This is a genomic window from Ruegeria sp. HKCCE4148, from assembly GCF_017872495.1.
GTDB lineage: Bacteria > Pseudomonadota > Alphaproteobacteria > Rhodobacterales > Rhodobacteraceae > Ruegeria.
On record NZ_JAEDOS010000002.1, the window covers coordinates 304,371 to 325,213 of the forward strand.

Below are 20,843 nucleotides of genomic sequence, written 5' to 3' on the forward strand. Positions count from 1 at the left end.
TAACTGGCATTTTTCCTAAGATCACGTCATTCACAGAGAAATGAGCGAAATTAAGCATAACACGCACATCGCAGACGCACAGGGCAGGTTTGATCTGCACAAAACCGTGGTTTTGGTCGGGATGATGGGGGCAGGCAAGACTGCTGTGGGCCGCGCTTTGGCGGCGCGCTTGGGCGTTCCGTTTCTGGACAGCGACGCCGAGATCGAATCAGCGGCCAACATGACCATCCCGGAAATTTTCGAACGGGACGGAGAACCGTTTTTTCGGGCAAAGGAAGCGCAGGTTATCGGCCGCTTGCTGGAAGAGAAGAAGGGTGTCCTGTCCACTGGCGGCGGGGCATTTCTGCAACCGGGAAACCGGCGAACGATCAGCCAGCAGGGCGCCTCGGTATGGCTACGGGCTGACCTGAACGTGTTGTGGAACCGGGTGCGCCACAAGGACACGCGCCCGTTGCTTCGAACCGCAGATCCGTATGCGACATTAAAAGCCCTCTACGAGGCGCGCGTACCGGTTTACGCCGAGGCGGATTTGACGGTCGAGTCCGATGGCGAAACCTCGATCGAGAATATGGTGGACAGGGTTGTCGCAGCGTTGCTGGCGCGCCCCGATGTTTTGGAACAGAAGTAATGCATCAAACAGTACATGTGGATCTGGGCGACCGTTCGTATGATGTCGAGATCGGCCCGGATCTTCTGGCGCGGGCAGGAGAGTGGATTTCCCCACTATTGCCGCGCCCCAAAGTGGCCGTCCTGACCGATGAGAACGTGGCTGAGTTGCACTTGGACGCTCTGCGTGCGGGTCTCAACGCCGCCGGTGTCGAGATGACTGCCTTGGCCTTGCCTGCGGGCGAGGCCACCAAAAGCTGGCCACATTTTGAACGCGCGGTTGAATGGCTGCTGGCAGAGAAAGTCGAGCGCCGGGATGTGGTTGTGGCTTTGGGTGGTGGGGTCATTGGTGATCTTGCAGGTTTTGCTGCGGCTGTCCTGCGCCGCGGGGTCAGGTTTGTGCAGATCCCTACCTCGCTGCTGGCGCAAGTTGACAGCTCGGTTGGCGGCAAAACCGGGATCAATGCGCCTCAGGGAAAAAACCTGATTGGGGCGTTCCATCAACCATCGCTGGTTTTGGCCGATACCTCGGTCCTGGGAACCATGACCCAGAGGGATTTTCTGTCGGGCTATGGCGAGGTCGTGAAATACGGTCTGCTGGGTGACGCGGAATTCTTTGAATGGCTCGAGCAAAACGGCCCAAGCGTGTCCGCCGGAGACATGGCGGCACGCGTGCGGGCCGTCACCCGTTCAGTGCAGATGAAAGCCGATATCGTTGCACGGGATGAAACCGAACAGGGTGATCGTGCTTTGCTGAACTTGGGGCATACGTTCTGCCACGCGCTTGAGGCGGCAACAGGGTATTCCGACCGGTTGCTGCATGGCGAAGGCGTCGCCATCGGCTGTGCGCTTGCGTTTGAACTGTCCTCGCGTCTTGGCCTGTGTTCGCAGGAAGACCCAAGCCGGGTGCGGGCGCATCTACGCGCGATGGGGATGAAAACCGATCTTGCTGATATTCCTGGAGACCTTCCAAGTGCCAACGCGCTGGTGGAACTGATGGGGCAGGACAAGAAGGTTGTGGATGGGCAATTGCGCTTCATCCTCGCGCGCGGCCTCGGTCAGGCTTTTGTTACGTCTGATGTTCCGAAAGACGCCGTTCTCTCAGTCCTGTCAGACGCTTTGGCAGCGGCGTGAAACAGGGTCCTAGCGGCCCTGAATCACCATGAGTTCACCGATATTCTCACGCGTGATATAGCCCACCATGCGCCCGCCATGGGTGACAACAGCGATGGCCGGAGCGCCTTTGTGAAGATGCTCCAGCACCTCTTCTAGCCCAGTGGTCAGGGCGACTGAGGGAATATCGGCATCCATCACCGAAAGCGCAGAGGTTGATCGGGGCTGATCGCTGGCCAGAGCGGCGAACAGGCGATCCCGGGTTACGAAACCCAGCAGGCCACGATCATCCTCCAGGACAGGAAATTCGTGCTGTGTCGTATGAATGACGGCTTGCGCCGCCGTGCTGAGCGTGTCGCTGGGGGATAAGGCGTGAAACTCGGTGATCATCGCGTCCCGGGCCAAGACGCGGCGGGCGGCGGACCGCAATGCAACATCCTGGCTTTCTGCGTTGGCTGCGATGAAAACGAACACCGCAATCAGGACAAGGATGGGGTTTGCGGTGCTAAGACCAAGAAAGCCAAGGCCGATGGCGACGATCTGGCCACCTATTGCGGCCAAACGCGTTGCCTTGACCCTGTCCATGCGCAAGCACAACAGGGCCCTGAACACCCGCCCTCCGTCCATGGGAAAGGCGGGGATCATATTGAAAGCGGCCAACAGCAGGTTGATATAGGCCAACCTGTCCAACAACCCGGTACCGGGCGAGTCGATCTGCGCAAAAGTTTCAAATGGCGTCCCTGCGCCAAGGGCAACAAGTACGATCCAGATGACAATATTCACAGCAGGGCCCGCAAGCGCCACATAGACCTCTTGCATGGGTTTTTCCGGCATGCGTTCCAGCCGAGCCAGTCCACCGATTGGCAGCAGAGTTATGTCAGGGGTTTTGATACCATAGCGCCGGGCCATGAGGGCATGGCCAAATTCATGCGCAACCACACAAGCAAAAAGCGCCAGAACAAAAATAAGGTTGTCTATGGCGGCGGGCAGACCGCCCGCGGAATAGGCTGCAAAGCCGACCCATGCTAAAAGCAAAAGAAAAGTGACATGGACCCTCAGTTCGGACCCGAGCAACCGGCCGAGAGAGAAGGACCATGTCATGTCGTGTCTCCGTTTCGATTAGAACGGAATCTCGTCGTCGTCGATTCCACCTGATGCAGGCACTGGTGAGCTGGACGGGCCACCGTAAGGGTCGCCGTAACCGCCACCAGCTTGGCCGCCGCCATAACCACCGCCACTTCCGCCGCCACCTTCGCCACGGCTGTCCAGAAGGGTCAGTTCACCTCGATAGGGGCGCAGGACAACTTCGGTGGAATAACGATCCTGACCGGATTGATCCTGCCACTTGCGGGTTTCCAGCTGACCTTCGATGTAGACCTTGCTGCCCTTGCGCAAATATTGCTCGGCAATGCGGGCCAAAGGCTCTGAGAAGATGGCAACCGAATGCCATTCTGTACGTTCGCGACGCTCGCCTGTGTTGCGGTCTTTCCAGTTTTCCGAGGTGGCAATGCGCAGATTGCACACTTTGCCGCCGTTCTGAAACGACCGAACCTCGGGGTCGCGGCCAAGATTACCTACCAGAATGACCTTGTTGACTGAACCCGCCATGTAATTCCTCGTTCTGTTTCGCGTATATGCACCGAATCCGGCGCGGCTTGTTTCGTGAGACCCTATACGGCCTGCATCGTGGTTGAAACACAGTTGATACAACAGTGTTCAACAAGAGTCTTACTTTGATGTTTACCAAGCTTTCATTTTTGTCGGGAATACCTATACTCCGACTGGTTTCTGATCGAGCAGGATTGGCATTGATGCGTTCTTGGGTTGCTGGGTTTACTGTTGTCTGCCTTGTGCTGGCTGTTGCGCCCGTGCAGGCGCAAACGCTGTCCACCAAAAGCCGTAAGGATATTTTTCTGAAGCAATCCAAAGTTTTGGATTCACGCGCGGCCACTCAGTATCGGGATTCTGAGCGTCTCAAACCCAAAACGTCCCGCGCGCAGGTCAGCAAACGCTATACCGGAAAGTACCGGGGTCAGTATCTGGACCTGGCGAAGCAAGCTGCGAGGCTTCACAACATCCCCGAGGACTTGTTCCTGCGCCTTGTACAACAGGAAAGCGGATGGAATCCGCAGGCGAAATCTCACAAAGGCGCGCTGGGACTGGCGCAGCTGATGCCTCAGACCGCCGAGCTTTTGGGTGTAAATCCGCTCGATCCCAAACAAAACCTGGAAGGCGGGGCCAGATATCTGTCCTGGCAGTATCGCAAGTTCAAATCCTGGCCACTGGCTTTGGCTGCTTATAATGCGGGTCCCAAAGCGGTTGAAAAACATGGTGGTATTCCGCCGTATAAAGAAACGCAGAACTATGTGAAGGTCATCTGGGGCGGGTAAGCCCGGATGCTGCGACGCAGAGCGTCCAATTCTTGATTCCGTGCGGCTCGTCCAACTAACCTGAGAGGGTACCGCCCAGTAACTGGTGAGGCCCCTCATGCCTGTTGACCACCCGCAAATTCCCAAAGAAACACTGGCCAACTGGCAGCAACTGGTTGATCTGGTCGCCGAGTTGGCAGATGTGCCCGCGAGCCTGATCATGAAAACCGATGCGCCTGACCATGCGGTTCTTATCACCTCAGATCATCCCGAAAACCCCTATCCGGTCGGATTGACCTTCCAGTTGAATCCCAAACTCTATTGTCAGGGCGTTCTGCAGCGGGACGGAGAGCTGGTGGTCGAGGATGCCACCTGTGACCCGGTCTGGTCGGACAATGACGATCTGGAACACGGCATGACGTTTTACATCGGTCTGCCGCTGAAATGGCCCGATGGATCCGTGTTCGGAACAATCTGCGTTCTAGATCGCAAACAAAACCGCCGGGCATTGCTGTTCCGCGAAGGGCTGGCGCAGTTTGCGCGCATGGTCGAGTCGGATTTGGCTTTGTTGCAAGAGGTTTATCTGCGCCGCGCGTTGGAAGAGAAACTGAATGAAACACTTGCGCAGCTTGAAACACGGGTCTCGGATCGCACGCGTGAATTACAGGAAACCAACACGGCGCTGCGCGTGTTACTGTCCAGTCTTGAAGATGATCGCAAGAGCCGTGACATGGAGATTGTCGAACAGGTGCGTAGCCGGGTGCTGCCCTATCTGGATAAGGTTCGAGCGCAGTTGGCAGGTGATGAGGCGCAGAGTGTTTACCTCGACCTGGTTGAGAATAACCTGAACGAGATCACGTCGTCGCTGTCCGACAAATTGACAGATGCGTTTGCGGCGATGACCCCGACCGAGATGGAAATTGCCCAGATGGTGATGTTTGGAAAGACTACCAAGGACATCGCAAAGGCGCTGTCGCGCGAGACTTCGACAATCGACTTTCACCGCAACAACATTCGCCGCAAATTAGGCCTTGATGGGCGCGACCAGAACCTGCGCAGCCATCTTCTCTCAATTTCGTGATGGTGGAATATGGGGATTGCCCCCATATTCCACCCCTATTTTTCCGGTCTGAGCCAACATGCTTTGGCTTGTTACCCTCTGTGATGGGGTGCGGGCAAATCGCACACGTCCAACAGAGAGGTACATTAAATGGATCGCAAAGATCTGAAACCGACCATCCTGAACGGGGACAAGGATCACCTGGCACCTGGGCTTTCACGTCGATCATTTTTTATGGCCGCAGGGGCTGCCGGCGTTGGTGCGACGGCTTCAGTACTGGGCGCAAAACCGGCTGAGGCGCAGTCTCAAGCCTGGTTGCAACCGGGAAACAATAACCACGTCATCGATCTGCAGGGATCGACCGGGCAGGCCAGCACCGGAACGGTAGGGATCGACTATTATGGTCATTGCGCCATCAAAATCACGTCACCCAACGGGGCGACCGTTCTGTTTGACCCGTGGCGCGATGATCCATCAGGGGCGTGGGGTTTGTGGTTCCGCAACGAGTTTCCTCAGATCCCGGTGGATATCACGTTGTCGACCCACGCGCATTTTGACCATGACGCCATCGAACGGCCAAGCTCGACCATGGTGCTGGACCGGATGGTTGGCAAATTTGAGTTCGCCGATCTCAAGATCACTGGTTTTGCAGACAAGCACGCCTGCGTTGCACCCGGGTGGTATGATTGGACCAATGCGCTGGCCGAGTTCGGGGCAGAAGCCTGTCCGCCGAACAATGTGGGTCACATGGATATGGTGGTCTATCTGGTGGAAACCGGTGGAATTCGCACGCTGATCTGGGGCGACAATCGTCACAACCCGCCGCAGGAGTTCTGGGATGCCATTGGACAGGTGGATGTTCTGACATTGCCGGTGGACGGATCGGAACATATTCTCAGCTTTGAGCAAGGCAATGATATCGTTTCTAAACTTAAGCCCAAGGTTATCATTCCCACCCATTACCTGAACGAAGTCACATCCTACACACTGACCACGTTGCAATCGGCTGACGATTGGGTGAAGGGGCAGCAAAGCTACAAAATGCTCGAAAGCGCCAGCTTGCAGCTAGAGGCCGGTGACGTTGCCGGAATGAACCAAGAGTTCATGCATTTCGGCAACAATGTCATGACAGGCTGAGGACAATCGGGGACACCACTCACGCATATTCCTAAGCGCCGCCGGTCTCCCCGCAAAACGTGGCGCTACCAGAAAGGGCCGGTCAATGACCGGCCCTTTCTAAGTCTTATTGGCAAGGTTACTCCGCGGCGACTTTGATCACCGGTTCCATCCGCGCCAGAATGTCTTCGGCCAGATGGCATTTCACCTGATGCCCATCTGCCAAGGTCTGCACCGGCGGAACATGTGACTCGCAACGCCCATCCGGCACTTCGGATTTCCAGCGGCATCGTGTCTGGAACGGGCAGCCCGGCGGCGGGTTCATGGCTGAGGGAATATCACCTTCAAGCACGATATGCTGCTTCTCGACCGAAGTATCGGCGATTGGAACAGCGCTCAAAAGAGCTTCGGTGTAGGGGTGATAGGGCGGGGCAAAAACCTGATCGGTCGTGCCCAATTCGACTACATGACCCAGATACATGACCATGACCCGGTCACTGAGATACCGCACGATGGACAGATCGTGGCTGATGAACAGCAAGGTGGTTTTATGCTCTCGTTGGATTTCCATCAGCAGGTCGGTCACAGCTGCCTGCACCGACACGTCCAGGGCCGAGACAGGCTCGTCCGCAACCACGATACGAGCATCACCCGCAAAGGCGCGCGCAATGCCCACGCGCTGTTTCTGACCACCGGACAACTGGCGCGGCATCCGATCCGCAAATGCACGCGGCAGCTTCACCAGATCCAGAAGCTCCAGCATCCGCTTCTTGCGCTCGGCCTCAGAGTTTCCAACCCCAAAAATCTCGAGCGCTCGAATGATCTGACGCCCGACGGTCATCGAGGGGTTCAAGGTGTCAAACGGGTTCTGGAACACCATCTGAACTTCGCCAACCGTCTTGGCATCCCGTTCTTCGATGGGCACCTGTTCGATATTCCGATTGTCCAACAGGATTTGACCATCCGTGGCCGTTTCCAGCCCCATGAGCACCTTGGCAAAAGTAGATTTGCCGCAACCGGATTCACCCACGATGGCCAGCGTCTCGGATTCATGTGCTTCGAAACTGAGCGTTTCGTTGGCTTTCACAACTTTCGTCTCGCCGCCACCGAACAGAGCGTTTGCCGCAACCTCATAGTATTTCTTGAGGTTGTCCATTTTCAAAACAGTCCGCCCGATTTCGCCTTTCTCTTTCTGTTCGCCTACCGTGATCGGTGCGTTCCAGTCGATCTCTTGGAATTTCAGACAGCGCGTATGGTGCCGGTCATTTCCCGGCACAGCCTCCATCAGAATGTCTTTTGCGTCGCAGCGCCCCTCTTCGAAGTAGTCGCAGCGCGGGCCAAAGTTACACCCCGGAGGCCGCTCATGGGGTAGGGGGAAGTTGCCGGGGATGGCCACCAGCGGACGCGAATTCTTGTCGGCCCCCGGCAGCGGGATCGACCGGAACAACGCCTGTGTATAAGGATGCTGCATCTCGTCGAACACATCCTTGATCGAGCCACGTTCGACCGCTTCGCCCGAATACATCACACACAGCCGGTCGCAGGTTTCCAGAACCAGCCCGAGATTGTGCGAAATGAACAGCATAGAGGTGCCGTATTTCTTGCCCAGATCCTTGACCAGCTCAACAACGGCGGCTTCGACTGTCACGTCCAAAGCTGTTGTTGGCTCATCTAAGATCAGCAGCGCCGGTTTCGACATCAGCGCCATCGCAATCACAATGCGTTGCTGTTGACCGCCAGAAAGCTGATGCGGGAAAGAATTCAGCATTCGCTCCGGGTCAGGCAAGCGCACATCCGTCACCACTTCCAGTGCTCGTGAATATGCTTCTTCCGCACTGACGCCTTCGTGGATCATCGGGACTTCCATCAGCTGTTTGCCGATCTTCATCGCCGGGTTCAGCGATGCCATCGGCTCCTGATAGATCATCGCGATTTCGTTGCCGCGAACATCGCGCAACTCTTCCGCCGACATTTCTGAAAGATCCCTGCCTTTGAACTTGATCGTCCCTCCGACGATCCGACCGTTCTTGCCAAGATCCTGCATGACACCCAACGCCACGGTTGACTTACCGCACCCGGATTCACCGACCAATCCCACAGCCTCGCCGGGCTGCACACTGACTGAGAAATCCATCACGGCGGGAATTTCCCGCAGGCGGGTAAAGAATGAGATAGACAGCTTGTCGATCTCCAGGATCGGGCCGTCATAATCCGCCATTTTGCTCATCTTGTTTACTCCTCACCAAATGCGGGGATCCCCTTCATCTGGCTAAAAATACCTCGGGGGTCCGGGGGCAGAGCCCCCGGCCTCGATCACATCAGTCCTTCAGGCTTTCTTCGCGCAGACCGTCAGCCAGCAGGTTCAGACCCAGAACCAGCGACAGCAGGGCAAAGGCAGGCGGAAGGGCAGGGTGCAGGTAGATAGACAGGAGCTTACGCCCCTCGTTGATCGTCGAACCCCAGTCCGGGCTTTCAGGTGGAAGGCCCAGTCCGAAGAAGCCCAAGGTTCCCAGCAGGATGGTCGTGTAACCGATACGCAGACAGAAATCGACGATCAGTGGACCACGAGCGTTGGGCAGGATTTCCCACAGCATGATGTACCACGGTCCTTCGCCACGAGTTTGCGCCGCCGCGACGTAATCACGGGTTTTGATGTCCAGCGCCAGACCCCGCACGATACGGAACACCGTAGGCGAGTTCACAAAGACCACTGAAACGAACACCACCAGAATACCGCCCGGAATGTCGAACAGATCCAGATATGTCGGCAGGCCCCAGATGCGATAGTCATCGGTATTAATCACATACCCACCGGTCGAAATCAGCGATAGGTACAGCCAGACCGTGATCCCCAGCACCGCCACCAGAAGCGGCGTCCGGAATTTCGGACGTGTATAGAACCGAGAGTTCAGCAAAACTGCCAGGAACAGGATCGGGAATACAAACAGCACCGCGGCCATATAGTTCGGTACCCCAGTCGCGACGATCTCGGGCGTTACCAGAAGGTAGAACAGCAGGATCACTGGGAAGGCAAGGATCAGGTTGGCCAAGAACGACAGGAACGTGTCCAGACGACCGCCATAATATCCTGCGGGCAGACCCAGAGTGATGCCGACCATGAAGGCAAACATCGTGGCAAGCGGCGCGATTTGCACCACGATCCACGCGCCCTTTACCATTCGGCTGAAGACGTCGCGGGCCAGATTGTCACCGCCCAGCAGGTACCAGGCATATTGCCCGTCTTCCAGATTTGGCAGAGGCGTGCCAGGTACCTTGTTCTTCATGCCCGAAAGCTGCGTCAGCGGGTCATGCGTCACAATCATGTCCATTGCGCCGAAGATGCCGGTAAACACCCAGAACATCACAAGACCGAAACCGATCATGCCGATGGGGCTGTCATAGAGTTTGCCGTACAATCCAAGACGCCGTTTAAAGGCGATGGACGACGCAAACATGATGATCAGCGCTACCCAAACAGGCAGGAACTGTTGCGACATCGCGCCGATGATCCCTGCATTGGTCCCCATAAAAATGCCCAGCAGCAGATACGCAACCGACAATCCGACGCTGGCCAGAAAGCTGTAGTGAAGCGCCGTTTGGATGAGGCCTCGCAGCCCACCGCTTGAACTGACAGAGCCATCCGAGTTTACGGTGATCTGCTGTTCAGGCAAAAAGATACTCGCGACGATCCAGACTATGATCGAAAGCGCCAGTGCGGCGAGTGCGAGCAACAGGATTGGATTCAGGAAGGCGATAGAGCCGGTCCAGGTAAGTGGTTCCATAATCTATCCCTCCTTAAGAAATGCGAATGCGCGGGTTAAGGTAGACATAGCCGATATCCGAAATCAGCTGAGTCAACAGAACCACAAAGACCGACACGACCGAGATCGCCAGCAGAAGCTGAATGTCGTTGTTGCCCGCCGCCTGAACCAGTGCCCAGCCAAAGCCCTTGTAGTTGAAAAGGGTCTCGACGATCACGACGCCATTCAGCAGCCACGGGAACTGCAGCATGATGACGGTGAAGGGCGCGATCAGCGCGTTGCGCAGCGCGTGTTTCATGACGATGTTGCTGAAGGACACCCCCTTGAGCCGCGCGGTCCGGATGTATTGCGCGGTCATCACCTCGGTCATCGAGGCGCGGGTCATGCGGGCGATATAGCCCATCCCGTAAAGTGAGATGGTCAGTACCGGCAGGAAGAAGTTCTCGAAAGTCGGGTTTTCCATCGCTGATGTCGCTGTTCCCTTGAACCATTTTAGTCCAACGGTCGACGAGGTGAAAATCGCGATGAAGATCACGCCCGACACGTATTCAGGCGTCGCGGTCGTGATGATAGAGAATGTCGACAGCGACCGGTCCAACGCGGATCCTTCGCGCATCCCAGCCAGAACTCCGACTAAAAGTGCAGACGGAACCATCAGGACCAAAACCCAGAACATGAGATAGCCGGTGTTGCCAAGACGGACGCCGACGATCTTTCCGACCTCATCCTTGAAGACAGTGGAATACCCCCAATCCCCTTGCAGGACGCCGCAATAGCGGGGCGTATCTTCTTCGGTCAAACCGGGACGCACACAGGTGCCCTGGAATGTGCCGTCTTCCAGTGTTTTGGTGAAGCCCGGCATCACGCCAAGCCACTGACCATACTTGATCAGCGTTGGCTGAAGGTAGCCACGATTCCCCAGCCATGTTTCGACCTGCTCGTCAGACATCCGCTGGTTGCCTTGCGTTTTGGCAAGCTTTTCAAGGTTCGGGTAGAGGTTGGTCAAAAAGAAGACCACGAAAGTCAGGCAGAGTGCTGTGAGTAGCATCACGCCAAACCGTCGGAGGATAAAAAGTCCCATGTTGGCCCCTGTTGTTCGGGTGTTCCGCAGATCAGTGGACCATTTTCTGGCCTCGGACATCCGACCCCGTGTCGGCAGGTCTGCGGCTGGAAAGGGGCGCCCAATCAGGCGCCCCTTGTGAGAAGCAGGCTGGCGTTAAGCGGCCCAGCCCCACTTGTAGTGATGATGTTCGAACGACACGTGCATGTCAGTACCGACCAGACCATCTTTCATATGGCGATAGAGCGCACGCCAATAGGGCTGGATGGTTACACCTTCTTCCTGGATCAAGGCCTCGCCCTTGGCGACGACTTCGCGGCGCTTGTCCGCATCTGCGATCGCCAGAGCTTCCGTCAGGATTGAGTCGAACTCGGCGTTGGACCAGCCAAATTCATTCCACGCTTCGCCTGTCCGATAGGCCAGTGCCCAGATTTGAACACCAAGCGGACGGTGGTTCCAGTTGGTCGAGCTGTAGGGGTACTTTGCCCAGTCGTTCCAGAAGGTGTTGCCCGGCAGAACGGTCCGCTTGACCTTGATCCCCGCGTCGCGCAGCTGCGCGGCCACGGCGTCGGTTGTGTTCCGGCGCCAGTCGTCGTCGATCGAGATCAGCTCATGTTCGAAATCGGCCATTCCGGCCTCTTCCATAAGGGCGCGTGCACCCTCAGGATCCACTTTCTGCGGTGGCAGTTCGTAATAATCTGGATGAATCGGGCCGACATGGTGGTTTTCGGCAGGCGTGCCGCGGCCACCAAAGCCCAATTCCAGGCAGACCGAATTGTCAACGGCCATTTGCAAAGCCTTACGCACGCGCTTGTCCGCGTAGACTTGCTTGCCATCAATTTCGGCCAGCTGGTTCGGCCGGATAACAATGGTGTTCATCGTGACCACTTCGGACTTCACATAGCCAAGTCCGTCCATCACGTCGATGAACTCGCCAACTGATTCATACAGCATGTCGACTTCGTCGGACTCCAGTGCCGCCAGCCACGCTGACGGGTCGGTTCCATAGTCGGTGTATACGATGCTGTCCAAAGCAGGGCGACCAAAGACCTCTTCTCCCCACCAGGTGTGATCTTCGTTGCGCGTCAGAACCGCTTTCACACCGACTTCCAGCTCACTCATCAGGTAGGGGCCCGTACCGACGTTGTTCAGCAGGTCAGTTTCGCTGAATGAGCTGTGTACGATCGCAGCCGGATAGTCAGCCATACCTGCGATCAGCGAGATATCAGAAGCAGGCAGGTTCAGCTTAACGGTGTTGGCGTCGACAACTTCGATCCCGCCTTCCACGGCCTGACCTGTATCTGCGTCAACCAGCGTAGCAAAACGACCAGCCATCGAGTTGGTTTCCGAACTCTTGTCACACCAACGTGCGATGTTGCGGGCCACGTCATCAGCGGTGAAATCATCGCCATTGTTCCACTTGACGCCCGAACGGACTTTCAGAGTGTAGACCGTTGCGTCTTCGTTGACTTCCCAGCCTTCCAGCAACATGCCGCGGAATGTCCCGTCCGAGTTGTACTCGACCAGATATTCCAGAGTCCCGCGTGAGACGTTCGCGATTTGCGACCAGTCATAAGTGCGCGGATCTTTCAGTGCGCGTACTTCTTGTTGAACGCGAATGGTTCCGCCTTCTTTCTTGGCGTCTTCGCCTTCGGCTTGAGCAGGAGCGGCAAGGCCGATCATGCCATATGCAGCGGCTGCGGTAACGCCCAGACCGGTGGCACGGGTCAGGAACTCACGGCGGCTCAGCTTGCCGTCACGGTATTCCTGTGCGTGCATCTCGGCCGCCCAGTGTACCTTGTCATTGGTGGTTACGTCATTCGTCATAGATGTCTCCCTGTGACATTAGATTTTGTTGATTGATTATGGTTCTACGCGACCCGGTTTTTACCGGTCGCCAGATTGAAGGGTTTTGATTTTTGGTTTCTGTGCATCCCCATGACGGTATTCGGCACCAGAATTCCGCCAACGTCAATGTTCGAATTCGTCATTAAACGTTCAAAAACGACATTCTCGCCAAGTTGAACACGTGGTCTGTCGTCATTAGACGGTAAAGATTCGAGCGCGGCCGTTGTTAAGGGTCACTTGTGGATTTGAAATAAAATCATTAAAAACAGTGTCTTGACGGCGCTTAAGGAGATCATCCCAGCAACGTTAATGTGCTTGGTATCATGGTGAGATTTCGACGTGATTCCATTCTTTCATGCGCGCCCGAAACCAGGTGCGCTGACGCTTAGCGAATTGCCGTGTCGCAATCGTTGCGCGTTCACGAGCCTGATCCAAGGTCATTGACCCGTTCAGGTAGGCCCTGAGCTCGGGTACGCCGATGGCTTTGCACGCGGGCAAGCTGGGGTCAAAGCGTCCCTGCATGGCGCGCACTTCCTCGATGGCACCTTGATCCAGCATCTGATCGAATCGACGCTCTATTCGCGCCAAAAGCCAAGCCTTATCAACGTCGAAGACAATTGGCACTGTGTCGCTTAGGTTCAAAACCGGTGGTGGCGTGTCGACCTGCCAAGACAGCAGGCTTCGTCCGGTGGCGCGTTGCACTTCCCAGGCGCGTTGCACGCGAGCCCGGTTTTGTGTGTCCAGACCGGATCGCGTGTCGCTGTCTATTCCGTCGATTAACTTTTGCAGCGGTATCTGGTCCGCCTCAGACCGGATCGCTTGGGGCGTGGCCGGGATCTGTGCCATGCCCTCGGTCAACGCGGTAAAGTACAAACCGGTGCCGCCCACGATGATTGGGCGCTTGTCCCCGGTCAGCAAAGGGATCACCTCGCGCAGCCAATGACCTGTTGAATAATCCTGATCATATGCGACATGACCATAAAGGCGATGCGGGGCTCGGGCCTCTTCTTCGGCGGATGGTCGGGCAGAGACAACGCGCCAGCAATCATAAACCTGGCTGGCATCCGCGTTAACGATCACACCGCCAAACCGTTCGGCAATCTCAAGCGCTAAAGCAGACTTTCCTGACGCCGTCGGGCCCGCAATCAGCACCGGTTTGTCGTCGGGGATGGCGGGTAAGTGTCGAAATAATTGCGCTGTTGATTGCTGGGCCATGTGCGGTTGCCTCGATCCTCACCAACCGCATTGAACCTGCGGAGCTTTTGCTTCATTTTGCGCCGGAAATTAACCCCGTGCCAGCCCGGAGCGCAATATGAGCCTTTCCCCTTCATCAGAAACCGCAGAAACCCCGAAAACCAAGTATAACAGAGTTATGCTGAAAATCTCGGGCGAAGCATTGATGGGGGATCAGGGATTCGGCTTGCACCCGCCAACCGTTCAGCGCATCGCGCAAGAGGTGAAATCGGTTCACGATCTGGGCGTTGAGATCTGCATGGTCATCGGCGGCGGCAATATCTTCCGTGGCCTGAGCGGATCAGCTCAGGGCATGGAACGAACCACGGCAGATTATATGGGCATGTTGGCCACGGTTATGAACGCGCTGGGAATGCAGTCGGCACTGGAAGAAATCGGGGTGTTCACGCGTGTGATCTCGGCCATTCGTATGGATGAGGTGTGCGAGCCGTACATTCGTCGCCGCGCCGTGCGCCACCTTGAGAAAAAGCGGGTCTGTATTTTTGCAGCCGGAACCGGTAACCCTTATTTTACTACGGACACCGCCGCCACCCTGCGTGCCAATGAAATGGCGTGTGAGGCGATCTTTATGGGCAAGAACGGTGTTGATGGCGTATACGACAAAGACCCCAAAGAACATGCTGACGCGGTACGCTATGATACCGTCTCATACGATGATGTGCTGGCTAAGCGACTGCGTGTTATGGATGCCTCGGCGATTGCGCTGGCGCGGGACAACAACCTGCCCCTGATCGTTTTCGGCTTGGATGAGCCCGGTGGTTTCCGTGGCATTTTGGCGGGCGAGGGGACGTACACCAAAGTTCAGGGCTAAATCCCGTTCCAACGCGCGATGTAAACCTCGGGTTCTTTCCGGGGTTTTCTTTTTTTTGCAGCGACTTGACGGTTATGGAAGCGGCTGTCTAAGTACTACTGCTCTTTCTTATCAAAGAGCTGCCGTGTGGTGCGCCTTTCTTCGGCGTAACGACAGGCTGGGCTGGAAGACCTGCCATGATTTCTGAGGTGTCTGGAAACATGAGCGGGCATCTCATTGATCTGACTGCAAAAACTAAGGAGCAAAGAGGCATGAGCTCTCTTGATATCGATTTTGTTCGGGCGCAATTCCCAGCTTTTTCCGAACCCAGCTTGCAAGGTCAGGCTTTTTTTGAAAACGCCGGTGGGTCGTACACGTGTCAACCGGTGATTGACCGACTGACGCGGTTCTACACGCAACGCAAAGTTCAGCCTTATGCGCCTTACGAGGTCAGCCGTTTGGCAGGGGCCGAAATGGATGAAGCACGAGCGCGTATGGCCGCAATCCTGGGGGTCGACACCGATGAGCTAAGTTTCGGCCCTTCGACCACGCAAAATACCTATGTTTTGGCGCAGGCGTTCCGGCAATGGATGAAGCCCGGCGAAGCCATCGTCGTGACCAATCAGGATCATGAGGCAAATTCTGGCCCTTGGCGTAGATTGGCCGATGAGGGGATCGAAATTCGCGAATGGCAGATTGACCCTGAAACCGGTTCGTTAAAGCCCGAAGACCTTGAAAATATGCTGGACGAAAGGGTGCGTCTGGTCTGTTTCCCGCATTGTTCAAACGTTGTAGGTGAGATCAATCCAGTGACGGAAATCACCGCAATTGCCCACGCGGCAGGCGCGTTTGTCTGCGTTGACGGCGTTTCGTACTCCCCGCATGGTTTTCCGAATGTTGGTGACCTTGGGCCAGATATCTACCTGTTTTCGACTTATAAAACCTATGGCCCGCATCAGGGCTGCATGGTCATCCGACGCACAATAGGAGAGTTGCTTCCCAATCAGGCGCATTATTTTAACGGTGACGTTTTGTATAAACGGTTCACCCCGGCCGGTCCGGATCACGCGCAGATCGCTGCCTGTGCGGGCATGGCGGATTATGTGGAATTGCTGAGTGCGCACCATGGCGGGCCGATCTCTGATGCCGCCGCACAAGGCGCTTTTGTACATGACCTGATGCGCGGTCAGGAAGTGTCCTTGCTGCAGCCGGTGCTGGACGCGGTCAAGGATCGCAACGCAGTGCGTTTGATCGGCACATCTGACGCCACTCGGCGCGCGCCAACAGTTGCGATGTCGTTAAATCGACCGGCTGAAACTGTTGCCGCAGAGTTGGCGCAACACGGCGTTATGGCAGGTGGCGGAGACTTCTATGCCGTGCGCCCGTTGCAAGCCATGGGGGTTGACCCGGCACAGGGCGTGCTTCGGGTCAGCTTTACGCATTACACATCGCAACAGGAAATTGATCAACTTTTAGAGGCGCTTGAACGCGTTTTGTGATCCATTATCCCTGAGCCTTCGTATACGAAGAAAACAGCAGGGCAAACATGGCACACGGGCAAACTCCGATCATTTTTTGGTTCCGGCGGGATCTGCGCCTGTCGGACCATCCAGCCTTAACAGCAGCGGCTGAGAGTGGTCGCCCGGTTATTCCGGTCTTTGTTTGCGATGACCTTGTTGGACGCCTGGGTTCGGCACCAAAATGGCGTCTTGAGTTAGGATTGGGCGCGCTTGCCGAGGGATTGGCGCGACTGGACAGCCGTTTGATCCTGCGAAGCGGAGATGCGCTGGCTCAATTGCAGAACTTAGTGGCAGAGACCGGCGCCACTTCGGTCTATTGGTCGCGTTCTTATGATCTGGCCTCGATTGAGCGTGACACAGAGATCAAGGCCGCGTTGACCGAGCAAGGTGTGACAGCCAAGTCCTTTGCCGGGCATTTGCTGTTTGAGCCTTGGACAGTCGCAACCAAGGCCGGTCAGCCCTTTCGCGTTTACACCCCCATGTGGCGCGCGGTTCAGGGCCGGGACGTTCCTGCGCCCGCTGCGAAGGTGACGCGTTTGCAATCACCTGACACCTGGCCTGCAACTGAGGATCTGAACGCGTGGCAGATGGGGCGTGCAATGAACCGGGGCGCAGCCGTTGTGCGACCTTTCGTTCAACCTGGCGAGCGGGCCGCCCGCGATCATCTGGACGAGTTTCTGGACCGCGTTTCAAAGTATTCCAGCCAGCGTGACCGGCTGGATCAGGACGGAACATCGAACTTATCTGAATACCTGTCGCTGGGCGAGCTTGGCCCGCGCACGGTTTGGCACCGGGTCCACCAAGCTGCTTTGATGGGGGTTTCGGGCACCGAGGCTTTCTTGCGTCAGTTGGTGTGGCGTGAGTTTGCCTATCACCTTATGTACCACACGCCGCATCTGCTAAGCGACAATTGGAAGCCAGAATGGGATAGTTTTCCGTGGAACACGGACCCCGAACATCCGGACGTTATTGCATGGACACAGGCCAGAACCGGTATCCCTGTGGTCGATGCTGGTTTGCGCCAGATGTATGTGACAGGCCGGATGCACAACCGGGCGCGGATGATCGTGGCCAGCTATTTGACCAAGCATCTGATGACACACTGGAAAATCGGGATGCAATGGTTCGAGGAGTGCCTGATCGACTGGGATCCGGCCTGCAACGCGATGGGATGGCAATGGGTGGCGGGTTCTGGCCCTGATGCCGCGCCGTTTTTCCGGATTTTCAACCCTCAGACGCAGGCTGAGAAATTTGACCCGGACGGCGCTTATCTGAGGCGCTGGATTGCCGAAGGCCATAGAAAACCCAGCGCAACGGCCCGTTCCTATTTTAAAGCGGTCCCCCGGTCCTGGAACCTGCACGAGGACGCAGACTACCCAGCGCCAGTTGTTGCTTTGGCAGAGGGTCGAAGCCGCGCGCTTGGCGCTTATGAAAGCCGAAAAACCCACTAAGGAATTGAAAACTTGCCAGAAACAAAATCGCGGCCTAGCTTAATATCGACACCGCAAAGGGGAGAGCGGATGATCCTGACGACGACTGAAGGGCAAAAAGACTTGCCCAGATATTTTGCTCAAGTTTTCAAGATGCTGACCAAAATGGAATACGGGCGGCTTGATATCGTTTTACCCGATGGTCGCACATTCCGCGCCGAAGGAGCCAAGCCGGGGCCGGTTGCTGAGGTCCACGTTCATGACGGCGATATCTTTGCGCGCCTGGTACGAGAGGGCGAGTTGGGCTTTTCCGATGCCTATCTGGATGGCCACTGGAGCACGCCCGACCTGCGCTCGTTCATGGACCTTGTGCATCTGGGATCCGAGACCGTGTATGACGGGTTTACCGGCAAATTCCTAGTGCAAGCCTACGAGCGGCTTCGGTTCTGGTTGCACCGTAACAACCGGACGCAGGCGAAAAAGAACATCTCGTACCACTACGATCTGGGCAATGATTTCTACAGCCTTTGGCTGGATGAAACCATGACCTATTCCAGTGCGATTTTCGAGACCGGGCAGGAGAGTTTAGAAAAGGCACAGACCGCCAAATATGCAAGCCTTGTGGATGAGATGGGCGTCAAACCCGGCGATCATATTCTGGAAATCGGCTGCGGCTGGGGTGGGTTTGCGGAATATGCGGCCAAAGAGCGTGGTCTGCGTGTGACCTGTCTGACCATCAGCCAGGAACAGTTTAAATTCGCCAAGGAACGCATTGACAACGCAGGATTAAATGGTCAGGTGGAGTTCAAGTTGCAAGACTATCGCGACGAAAAGGGCTTGTATGACGGTATTGCTTCAATCGAGATGTTCGAGGCAGTGGGTCAAAAGTACTGGCCGGTCTATTTCGAAACTGTTCGTGACCGGCTGAAGCCTGGCGCACAAGCGACATTGCAGATCATCACCGTGGGCGATCATCGCTGGGACTATTACAAGAACGGTGTTGATTTCATTCAGAAATATATCTTCCCGGGGGGTATGTTACCGTCCCCCTCGATCCTGCGGCAGCAGATCGACCAAGCCGGATTGAGCGTGGTTAAATCTAAAGAGTTTGGCAAAAGCTATGACCTGACACTGCGCCGCTGGTACGAGACGTTCAATTCCAAGTGGGACCAGATCGCTGAAATGGGTTTTGATGAGCGTTTTCGCCGCATGTGGAATTATTATTTGACCGCATGTGGCGCGGCCTTTGACACAAGCAATTGTGATGTGACACAGATCACCATAGCAAAACCAAGTTAACGAACGGACCGTCATATGCCCACTGCCTCGCGTCTTGTTGCCGCTGTTTGCCTTGTCGTGCTGGCCTTCATCGTCTCAGGGATGATCATCGACAATGGTGAAGAAGGTAAGGACTATGGGTACTTTACCTATGTAAACATGGCGCTTGGCGCGGCCTGTGGCTGGACAATCATGGGCAAGCGCGCCGGACGAGGATGGACGGCGGGCATCAACAACGGCCTGACAGGTGTTGCGTCGTTGGTATTTTGGGCCTTGTTCGTACAGGGCTGCTACGAGATGTTCCGCCTTGCCATGCGCAATAGATATGGCGGTCCGTTTGAGGCGGTCATGGCCATTTTCCAGATTGGTATCGAGTATGGCAAGTTGCTGATGGTCCCCGAAATTTTGATCGCATTTGCCGTTGGAGCAGTTGTCGCTGGTCTGGCCACTGAACAGGCCCATCGCCAATGGCGCTGATGCGAAGTGCCACCTGAGAGATTGAATTTGTCTGATTTGTTTTTCTACGGAACGCTTCGGCATTTACCCTTGCTTGAACGCGTTCTGGGACGTCCGCTACAAGATATTTCCGTTCAATCGGCGGTTCTGCCTGATCACGCTGTTCACGCAGTGAAAGGGCAGGATTTCCCGATGATCCTGCCTTTGTCTGGCGACAGCGCGCATGGCGTGTTTGTTCAGGATTTGTCGTCTGAGGATCTGGCCAGGTTGGCATTTTATGAAGGAGCGTTCGACTACGACCTGACCCCTGTGACAGTTGATCTGCACGACGGAAACAAGCGTGAGGCAAAGGTCTTTTTTCCCGCACCCGGTAGTTGGGAACCGGATGGACAATGGTCTTTGCAGGGATGGGCAGACAGGCTGGGTGACATCACGGCTTTGGCCGCTGAAGAAGAGATGGCGTATTTTGGCAGGATCGAGCCTGAGGTGATGGCAGGTAACATTCGCGCCATTCAAACCCGGGCTTGGGCCAAAATTCTTGCGGACAAACGGCGCACAGGCGACCCAAGAGATACAAATAAGGATGTCATCGTGCATCGTCACGATCGCGCCTATGTCAACTATTTCGGGATGGAGGAAGTCGACCTTCAACACCGCCAGCATGATGGTTCAATGGGGCCTGTGCTGCATCGGGGCAGCTTGATGCAAGGTAGTGCCGTGTCCGTTCTGCCCTACGACCCGGCGCGGGATACGGTGCTTGTGGTCGAACAATTCAGGCCACCCGCTTTTTTGATTAACGACCCCGAACCGTGGCTTTGGGAGGCCGTGGCAGGGATGATAGACCCGGGCGAAGAACCCGAACAGGCCGCGCATCGTGAAGCAATGGAGGAAGCCGGTGTAAAATTCGATCGGTTGGAATACGCGGGTGGGGCCTATTCCTCAAGCGGGTCATCCACCGGCTTCATGTATCTGTATGTCGGATTGGGAGATTTGACCCATACGACAAACACCGGCGGTCTCGATACCGAAGGCGAAGACATTCGCAGTCAGATCCTGCCTTTCGACGCGTTCATCGACATGGCAGACCGTCATGTTTTCAAGGACGTACAATTGGTTGCTCTGGCTTACTGGCTGGCCCGTCATCGCGACAGGCTGCGTGTATGACTATCACGCTTGTGGTCA

18 protein-coding genes are annotated in these 20,843 nt (G+C 56.0%); 11 read left to right on the plus strand and 7 right to left on the minus strand.

The genetic code is table 11. The features are described 5' to 3' along the window. Positions 1-40 precede the first annotated feature (40 nt). Both I9187_RS06650 and aroB read left to right on the plus strand, forming a co-directional pair. On the plus strand, positions 41-628 hold the full coding sequence (locus I9187_RS06650; protein ID WP_171174443.1) for a shikimate kinase: 588 nt from the start codon (positions 41-43) through the stop codon (positions 626-628). Next, entirely contained in the window at positions 628-1,740 is a 1,113-nt protein-coding gene (gene aroB / locus I9187_RS06655; protein WP_171174441.1) for a 3-dehydroquinate synthase, read from the plus strand. The genes I9187_RS06650 and aroB overlap by 1 nt, the downstream gene beginning before the upstream one ends. 9 nt (positions 1,741-1,749) lie before the next feature. On the opposite strand, the gene I9187_RS06660 is transcribed toward aroB, so the two are convergent. Both I9187_RS06660 and ssb read right to left on the minus strand, forming a co-directional pair. After that, a complete protein-coding gene (locus tag I9187_RS06660; protein WP_171234136.1) occupies positions 1,750-2,820 on the minus strand; it encodes a site-2 protease family protein in 1,071 nt (356 codons plus the stop codon). 18 nt (positions 2,821-2,838) lie between these two features. Then, the gene (gene ssb / locus I9187_RS06665) at positions 2,839-3,327 is read right to left on the minus strand and encodes a single-stranded DNA-binding protein (protein WP_209509238.1); all 489 of its coding nucleotides are present in this window, start codon (positions 3,325-3,327) and stop codon (positions 2,839-2,841) included. A 203-nt stretch (positions 3,328-3,530) separates the two neighbouring features. On the opposite strand from ssb, the gene I9187_RS06670 reads away from it, so the two are divergent. The 3 genes from I9187_RS06670 (at position 3,531) to I9187_RS06680 (ending at position 6,285) form a co-directional block, all read left to right on the plus strand. Further along, positions 3,531-4,109, plus strand: a complete 579-nt coding sequence (locus I9187_RS06670; RefSeq protein ID WP_171174435.1) for a lytic transglycosylase domain-containing protein — start codon at positions 3,531-3,533, stop codon at positions 4,107-4,109. A 97-nt stretch (positions 4,110-4,206) separates the two neighbouring features. Further along, positions 4,207-5,169, plus strand: coding sequence for a LuxR C-terminal-related transcriptional regulator (locus tag I9187_RS06675; protein ID WP_171174432.1), 963 nt, complete (start codon positions 4,207-4,209; stop codon positions 5,167-5,169). Between the two features lie 129 nt (positions 5,170-5,298). Next, the gene (locus I9187_RS06680; protein ID WP_171174424.1) at positions 5,299-6,285 is read left to right on the plus strand and encodes an MBL fold metallo-hydrolase; all 987 of its coding nucleotides are present in this window, start codon (positions 5,299-5,301) and stop codon (positions 6,283-6,285) included. A 118-nt stretch (positions 6,286-6,403) separates the two neighbouring features. Here the strand turns inward: I9187_RS06680 and I9187_RS06685 are convergent, their stop codons facing one another. From I9187_RS06685 to miaA, 5 genes are all read right to left on the minus strand, one after another. Next, complete coding sequence (locus tag I9187_RS06685) at positions 6,404-8,491, minus strand: ABC transporter ATP-binding protein (RefSeq protein ID WP_171174422.1); 2,088 nt, start codon at positions 8,489-8,491, stop codon at positions 6,404-6,406. Between the two features lie 91 nt (positions 8,492-8,582). Further along, complete coding sequence (locus I9187_RS06690; RefSeq protein WP_171174420.1) at positions 8,583-10,046, minus strand: ABC transporter permease; 1,464 nt, start codon at positions 10,044-10,046, stop codon at positions 8,583-8,585. Positions 10,047-10,059: 13 nt separating this feature from the next. Then, positions 10,060-11,106: an ABC transporter permease gene (locus I9187_RS06695; RefSeq protein ID WP_171174417.1), complete on the minus strand. Its 1,047-nt coding sequence runs from the start codon at positions 11,104-11,106 to the stop codon at positions 10,060-10,062. Between the two features lie 135 nt (positions 11,107-11,241). Beyond that, complete coding sequence (locus I9187_RS06700; RefSeq protein ID WP_171174416.1) at positions 11,242-12,912, minus strand: ABC transporter substrate-binding protein; 1,671 nt, start codon at positions 12,910-12,912, stop codon at positions 11,242-11,244. Positions 12,913-13,254: 342 nt separating this feature from the next. After that, a complete protein-coding gene (miaA, locus tag I9187_RS06705) occupies positions 13,255-14,148 on the minus strand; it encodes a tRNA (adenosine(37)-N6)-dimethylallyltransferase MiaA (RefSeq protein ID WP_171727513.1) in 894 nt (297 codons plus the stop codon). A gap of 97 nt (positions 14,149-14,245) precedes the next feature. Here miaA and pyrH point away from each other — a divergent pair, with 97 nt between their 5' ends. The 6 genes from pyrH (at position 14,246) to I9187_RS06735 (ending at position 20,825) form a co-directional block, all read left to right on the plus strand. After that, positions 14,246-14,998, plus strand: coding sequence for a UMP kinase (gene pyrH / locus I9187_RS06710; protein WP_171174412.1), 753 nt, complete (start codon positions 14,246-14,248; stop codon positions 14,996-14,998). 251 nt (positions 14,999-15,249) lie between these two features. Next, a complete protein-coding gene (locus I9187_RS06715; protein ID WP_209940118.1) occupies positions 15,250-16,476 on the plus strand; it encodes an aminotransferase class V-fold PLP-dependent enzyme in 1,227 nt (408 codons plus the stop codon). Positions 16,477-16,523: 47 nt separating this feature from the next. Next, complete coding sequence (locus I9187_RS06720; RefSeq protein ID WP_209509239.1) at positions 16,524-17,948, plus strand: deoxyribodipyrimidine photo-lyase; 1,425 nt, start codon at positions 16,524-16,526, stop codon at positions 17,946-17,948. Positions 17,949-18,017: 69 nt separating this feature from the next. Then, positions 18,018-19,226 carry a cyclopropane-fatty-acyl-phospholipid synthase family protein gene (locus tag I9187_RS06725; protein WP_171174405.1) on the plus strand — a complete coding sequence of 403 codons (1,209 nt, stop codon included), beginning with the start codon at positions 18,018-18,020 and terminating at the stop codon, positions 19,224-19,226. Positions 19,227-19,241: 15 nt separating this feature from the next. Continuing rightward, complete coding sequence (locus I9187_RS06730) at positions 19,242-19,682, plus strand: TrgA family protein (protein WP_171174403.1); 441 nt, start codon at positions 19,242-19,244, stop codon at positions 19,680-19,682. 27 nt (positions 19,683-19,709) lie between these two features. Next, on the plus strand, positions 19,710-20,825 hold the full coding sequence (locus I9187_RS06735; protein WP_171727511.1) for an NUDIX domain-containing protein: 1,116 nt from the start codon (positions 19,710-19,712) through the stop codon (positions 20,823-20,825). Positions 20,826-20,843: the final 18 nt, after the last annotated feature.

Bases quoted from the DNA above. Each gene is read 5' to 3' on its own strand.
- I9187_RS06650 (WP_171174443.1), top strand. From the start codon at position 41: ATGAGCGAAATTAAGCATAACACGCACATCGCAGACGCACAGGGCAGG.
- aroB (WP_171174441.1), top strand. From the start codon at position 628: ATGCATCAAACAGTACATGTGGATCTGGGCGACCGTTCGTATGATGTC.
- I9187_RS06660 (WP_171234136.1), bottom strand. From the start codon at position 2,820: ATGACATGGTCCTTCTCTCTCGGCCGGTTGCTCGGGTCCGAACTGAGG.
- ssb (WP_209509238.1), bottom strand. From the start codon at position 3,327: ATGGCGGGTTCAGTCAACAAGGTCATTCTGGTAGGTAATCTTGGCCGC.
- I9187_RS06670 (WP_171174435.1), top strand. From the start codon at position 3,531: ATGCGTTCTTGGGTTGCTGGGTTTACTGTTGTCTGCCTTGTGCTGGCT.
- I9187_RS06675 (WP_171174432.1), top strand. From the start codon at position 4,207: ATGCCTGTTGACCACCCGCAAATTCCCAAAGAAACACTGGCCAACTGG.
- I9187_RS06680 (WP_171174424.1), top strand. From the start codon at position 5,299: ATGGATCGCAAAGATCTGAAACCGACCATCCTGAACGGGGACAAGGAT.
- I9187_RS06685 (WP_171174422.1), bottom strand. From the start codon at position 8,491: ATGAGCAAAATGGCGGATTATGACGGCCCGATCCTGGAGATCGACAAG.
- I9187_RS06690 (WP_171174420.1), bottom strand. From the start codon at position 10,046: ATGGAACCACTTACCTGGACCGGCTCTATCGCCTTCCTGAATCCAATC.
- I9187_RS06695 (WP_171174417.1), bottom strand. From the start codon at position 11,106: ATGGGACTTTTTATCCTCCGACGGTTTGGCGTGATGCTACTCACAGCA.
- I9187_RS06700 (WP_171174416.1), bottom strand. From the start codon at position 12,912: ATGACGAATGACGTAACCACCAATGACAAGGTACACTGGGCGGCCGAG.
- miaA (WP_171727513.1), bottom strand. From the start codon at position 14,148: ATGGCCCAGCAATCAACAGCGCAATTATTTCGACACTTACCCGCCATC.
- pyrH (WP_171174412.1), top strand. From the start codon at position 14,246: ATGAGCCTTTCCCCTTCATCAGAAACCGCAGAAACCCCGAAAACCAAG.
- I9187_RS06715 (WP_209940118.1), top strand. From the start codon at position 15,250: ATGAGCTCTCTTGATATCGATTTTGTTCGGGCGCAATTCCCAGCTTTT.
- I9187_RS06720 (WP_209509239.1), top strand. From the start codon at position 16,524: ATGGCACACGGGCAAACTCCGATCATTTTTTGGTTCCGGCGGGATCTG.
- I9187_RS06725 (WP_171174405.1), top strand. From the start codon at position 18,018: ATGATCCTGACGACGACTGAAGGGCAAAAAGACTTGCCCAGATATTTT.
- I9187_RS06730 (WP_171174403.1), top strand. From the start codon at position 19,242: ATGCCCACTGCCTCGCGTCTTGTTGCCGCTGTTTGCCTTGTCGTGCTG.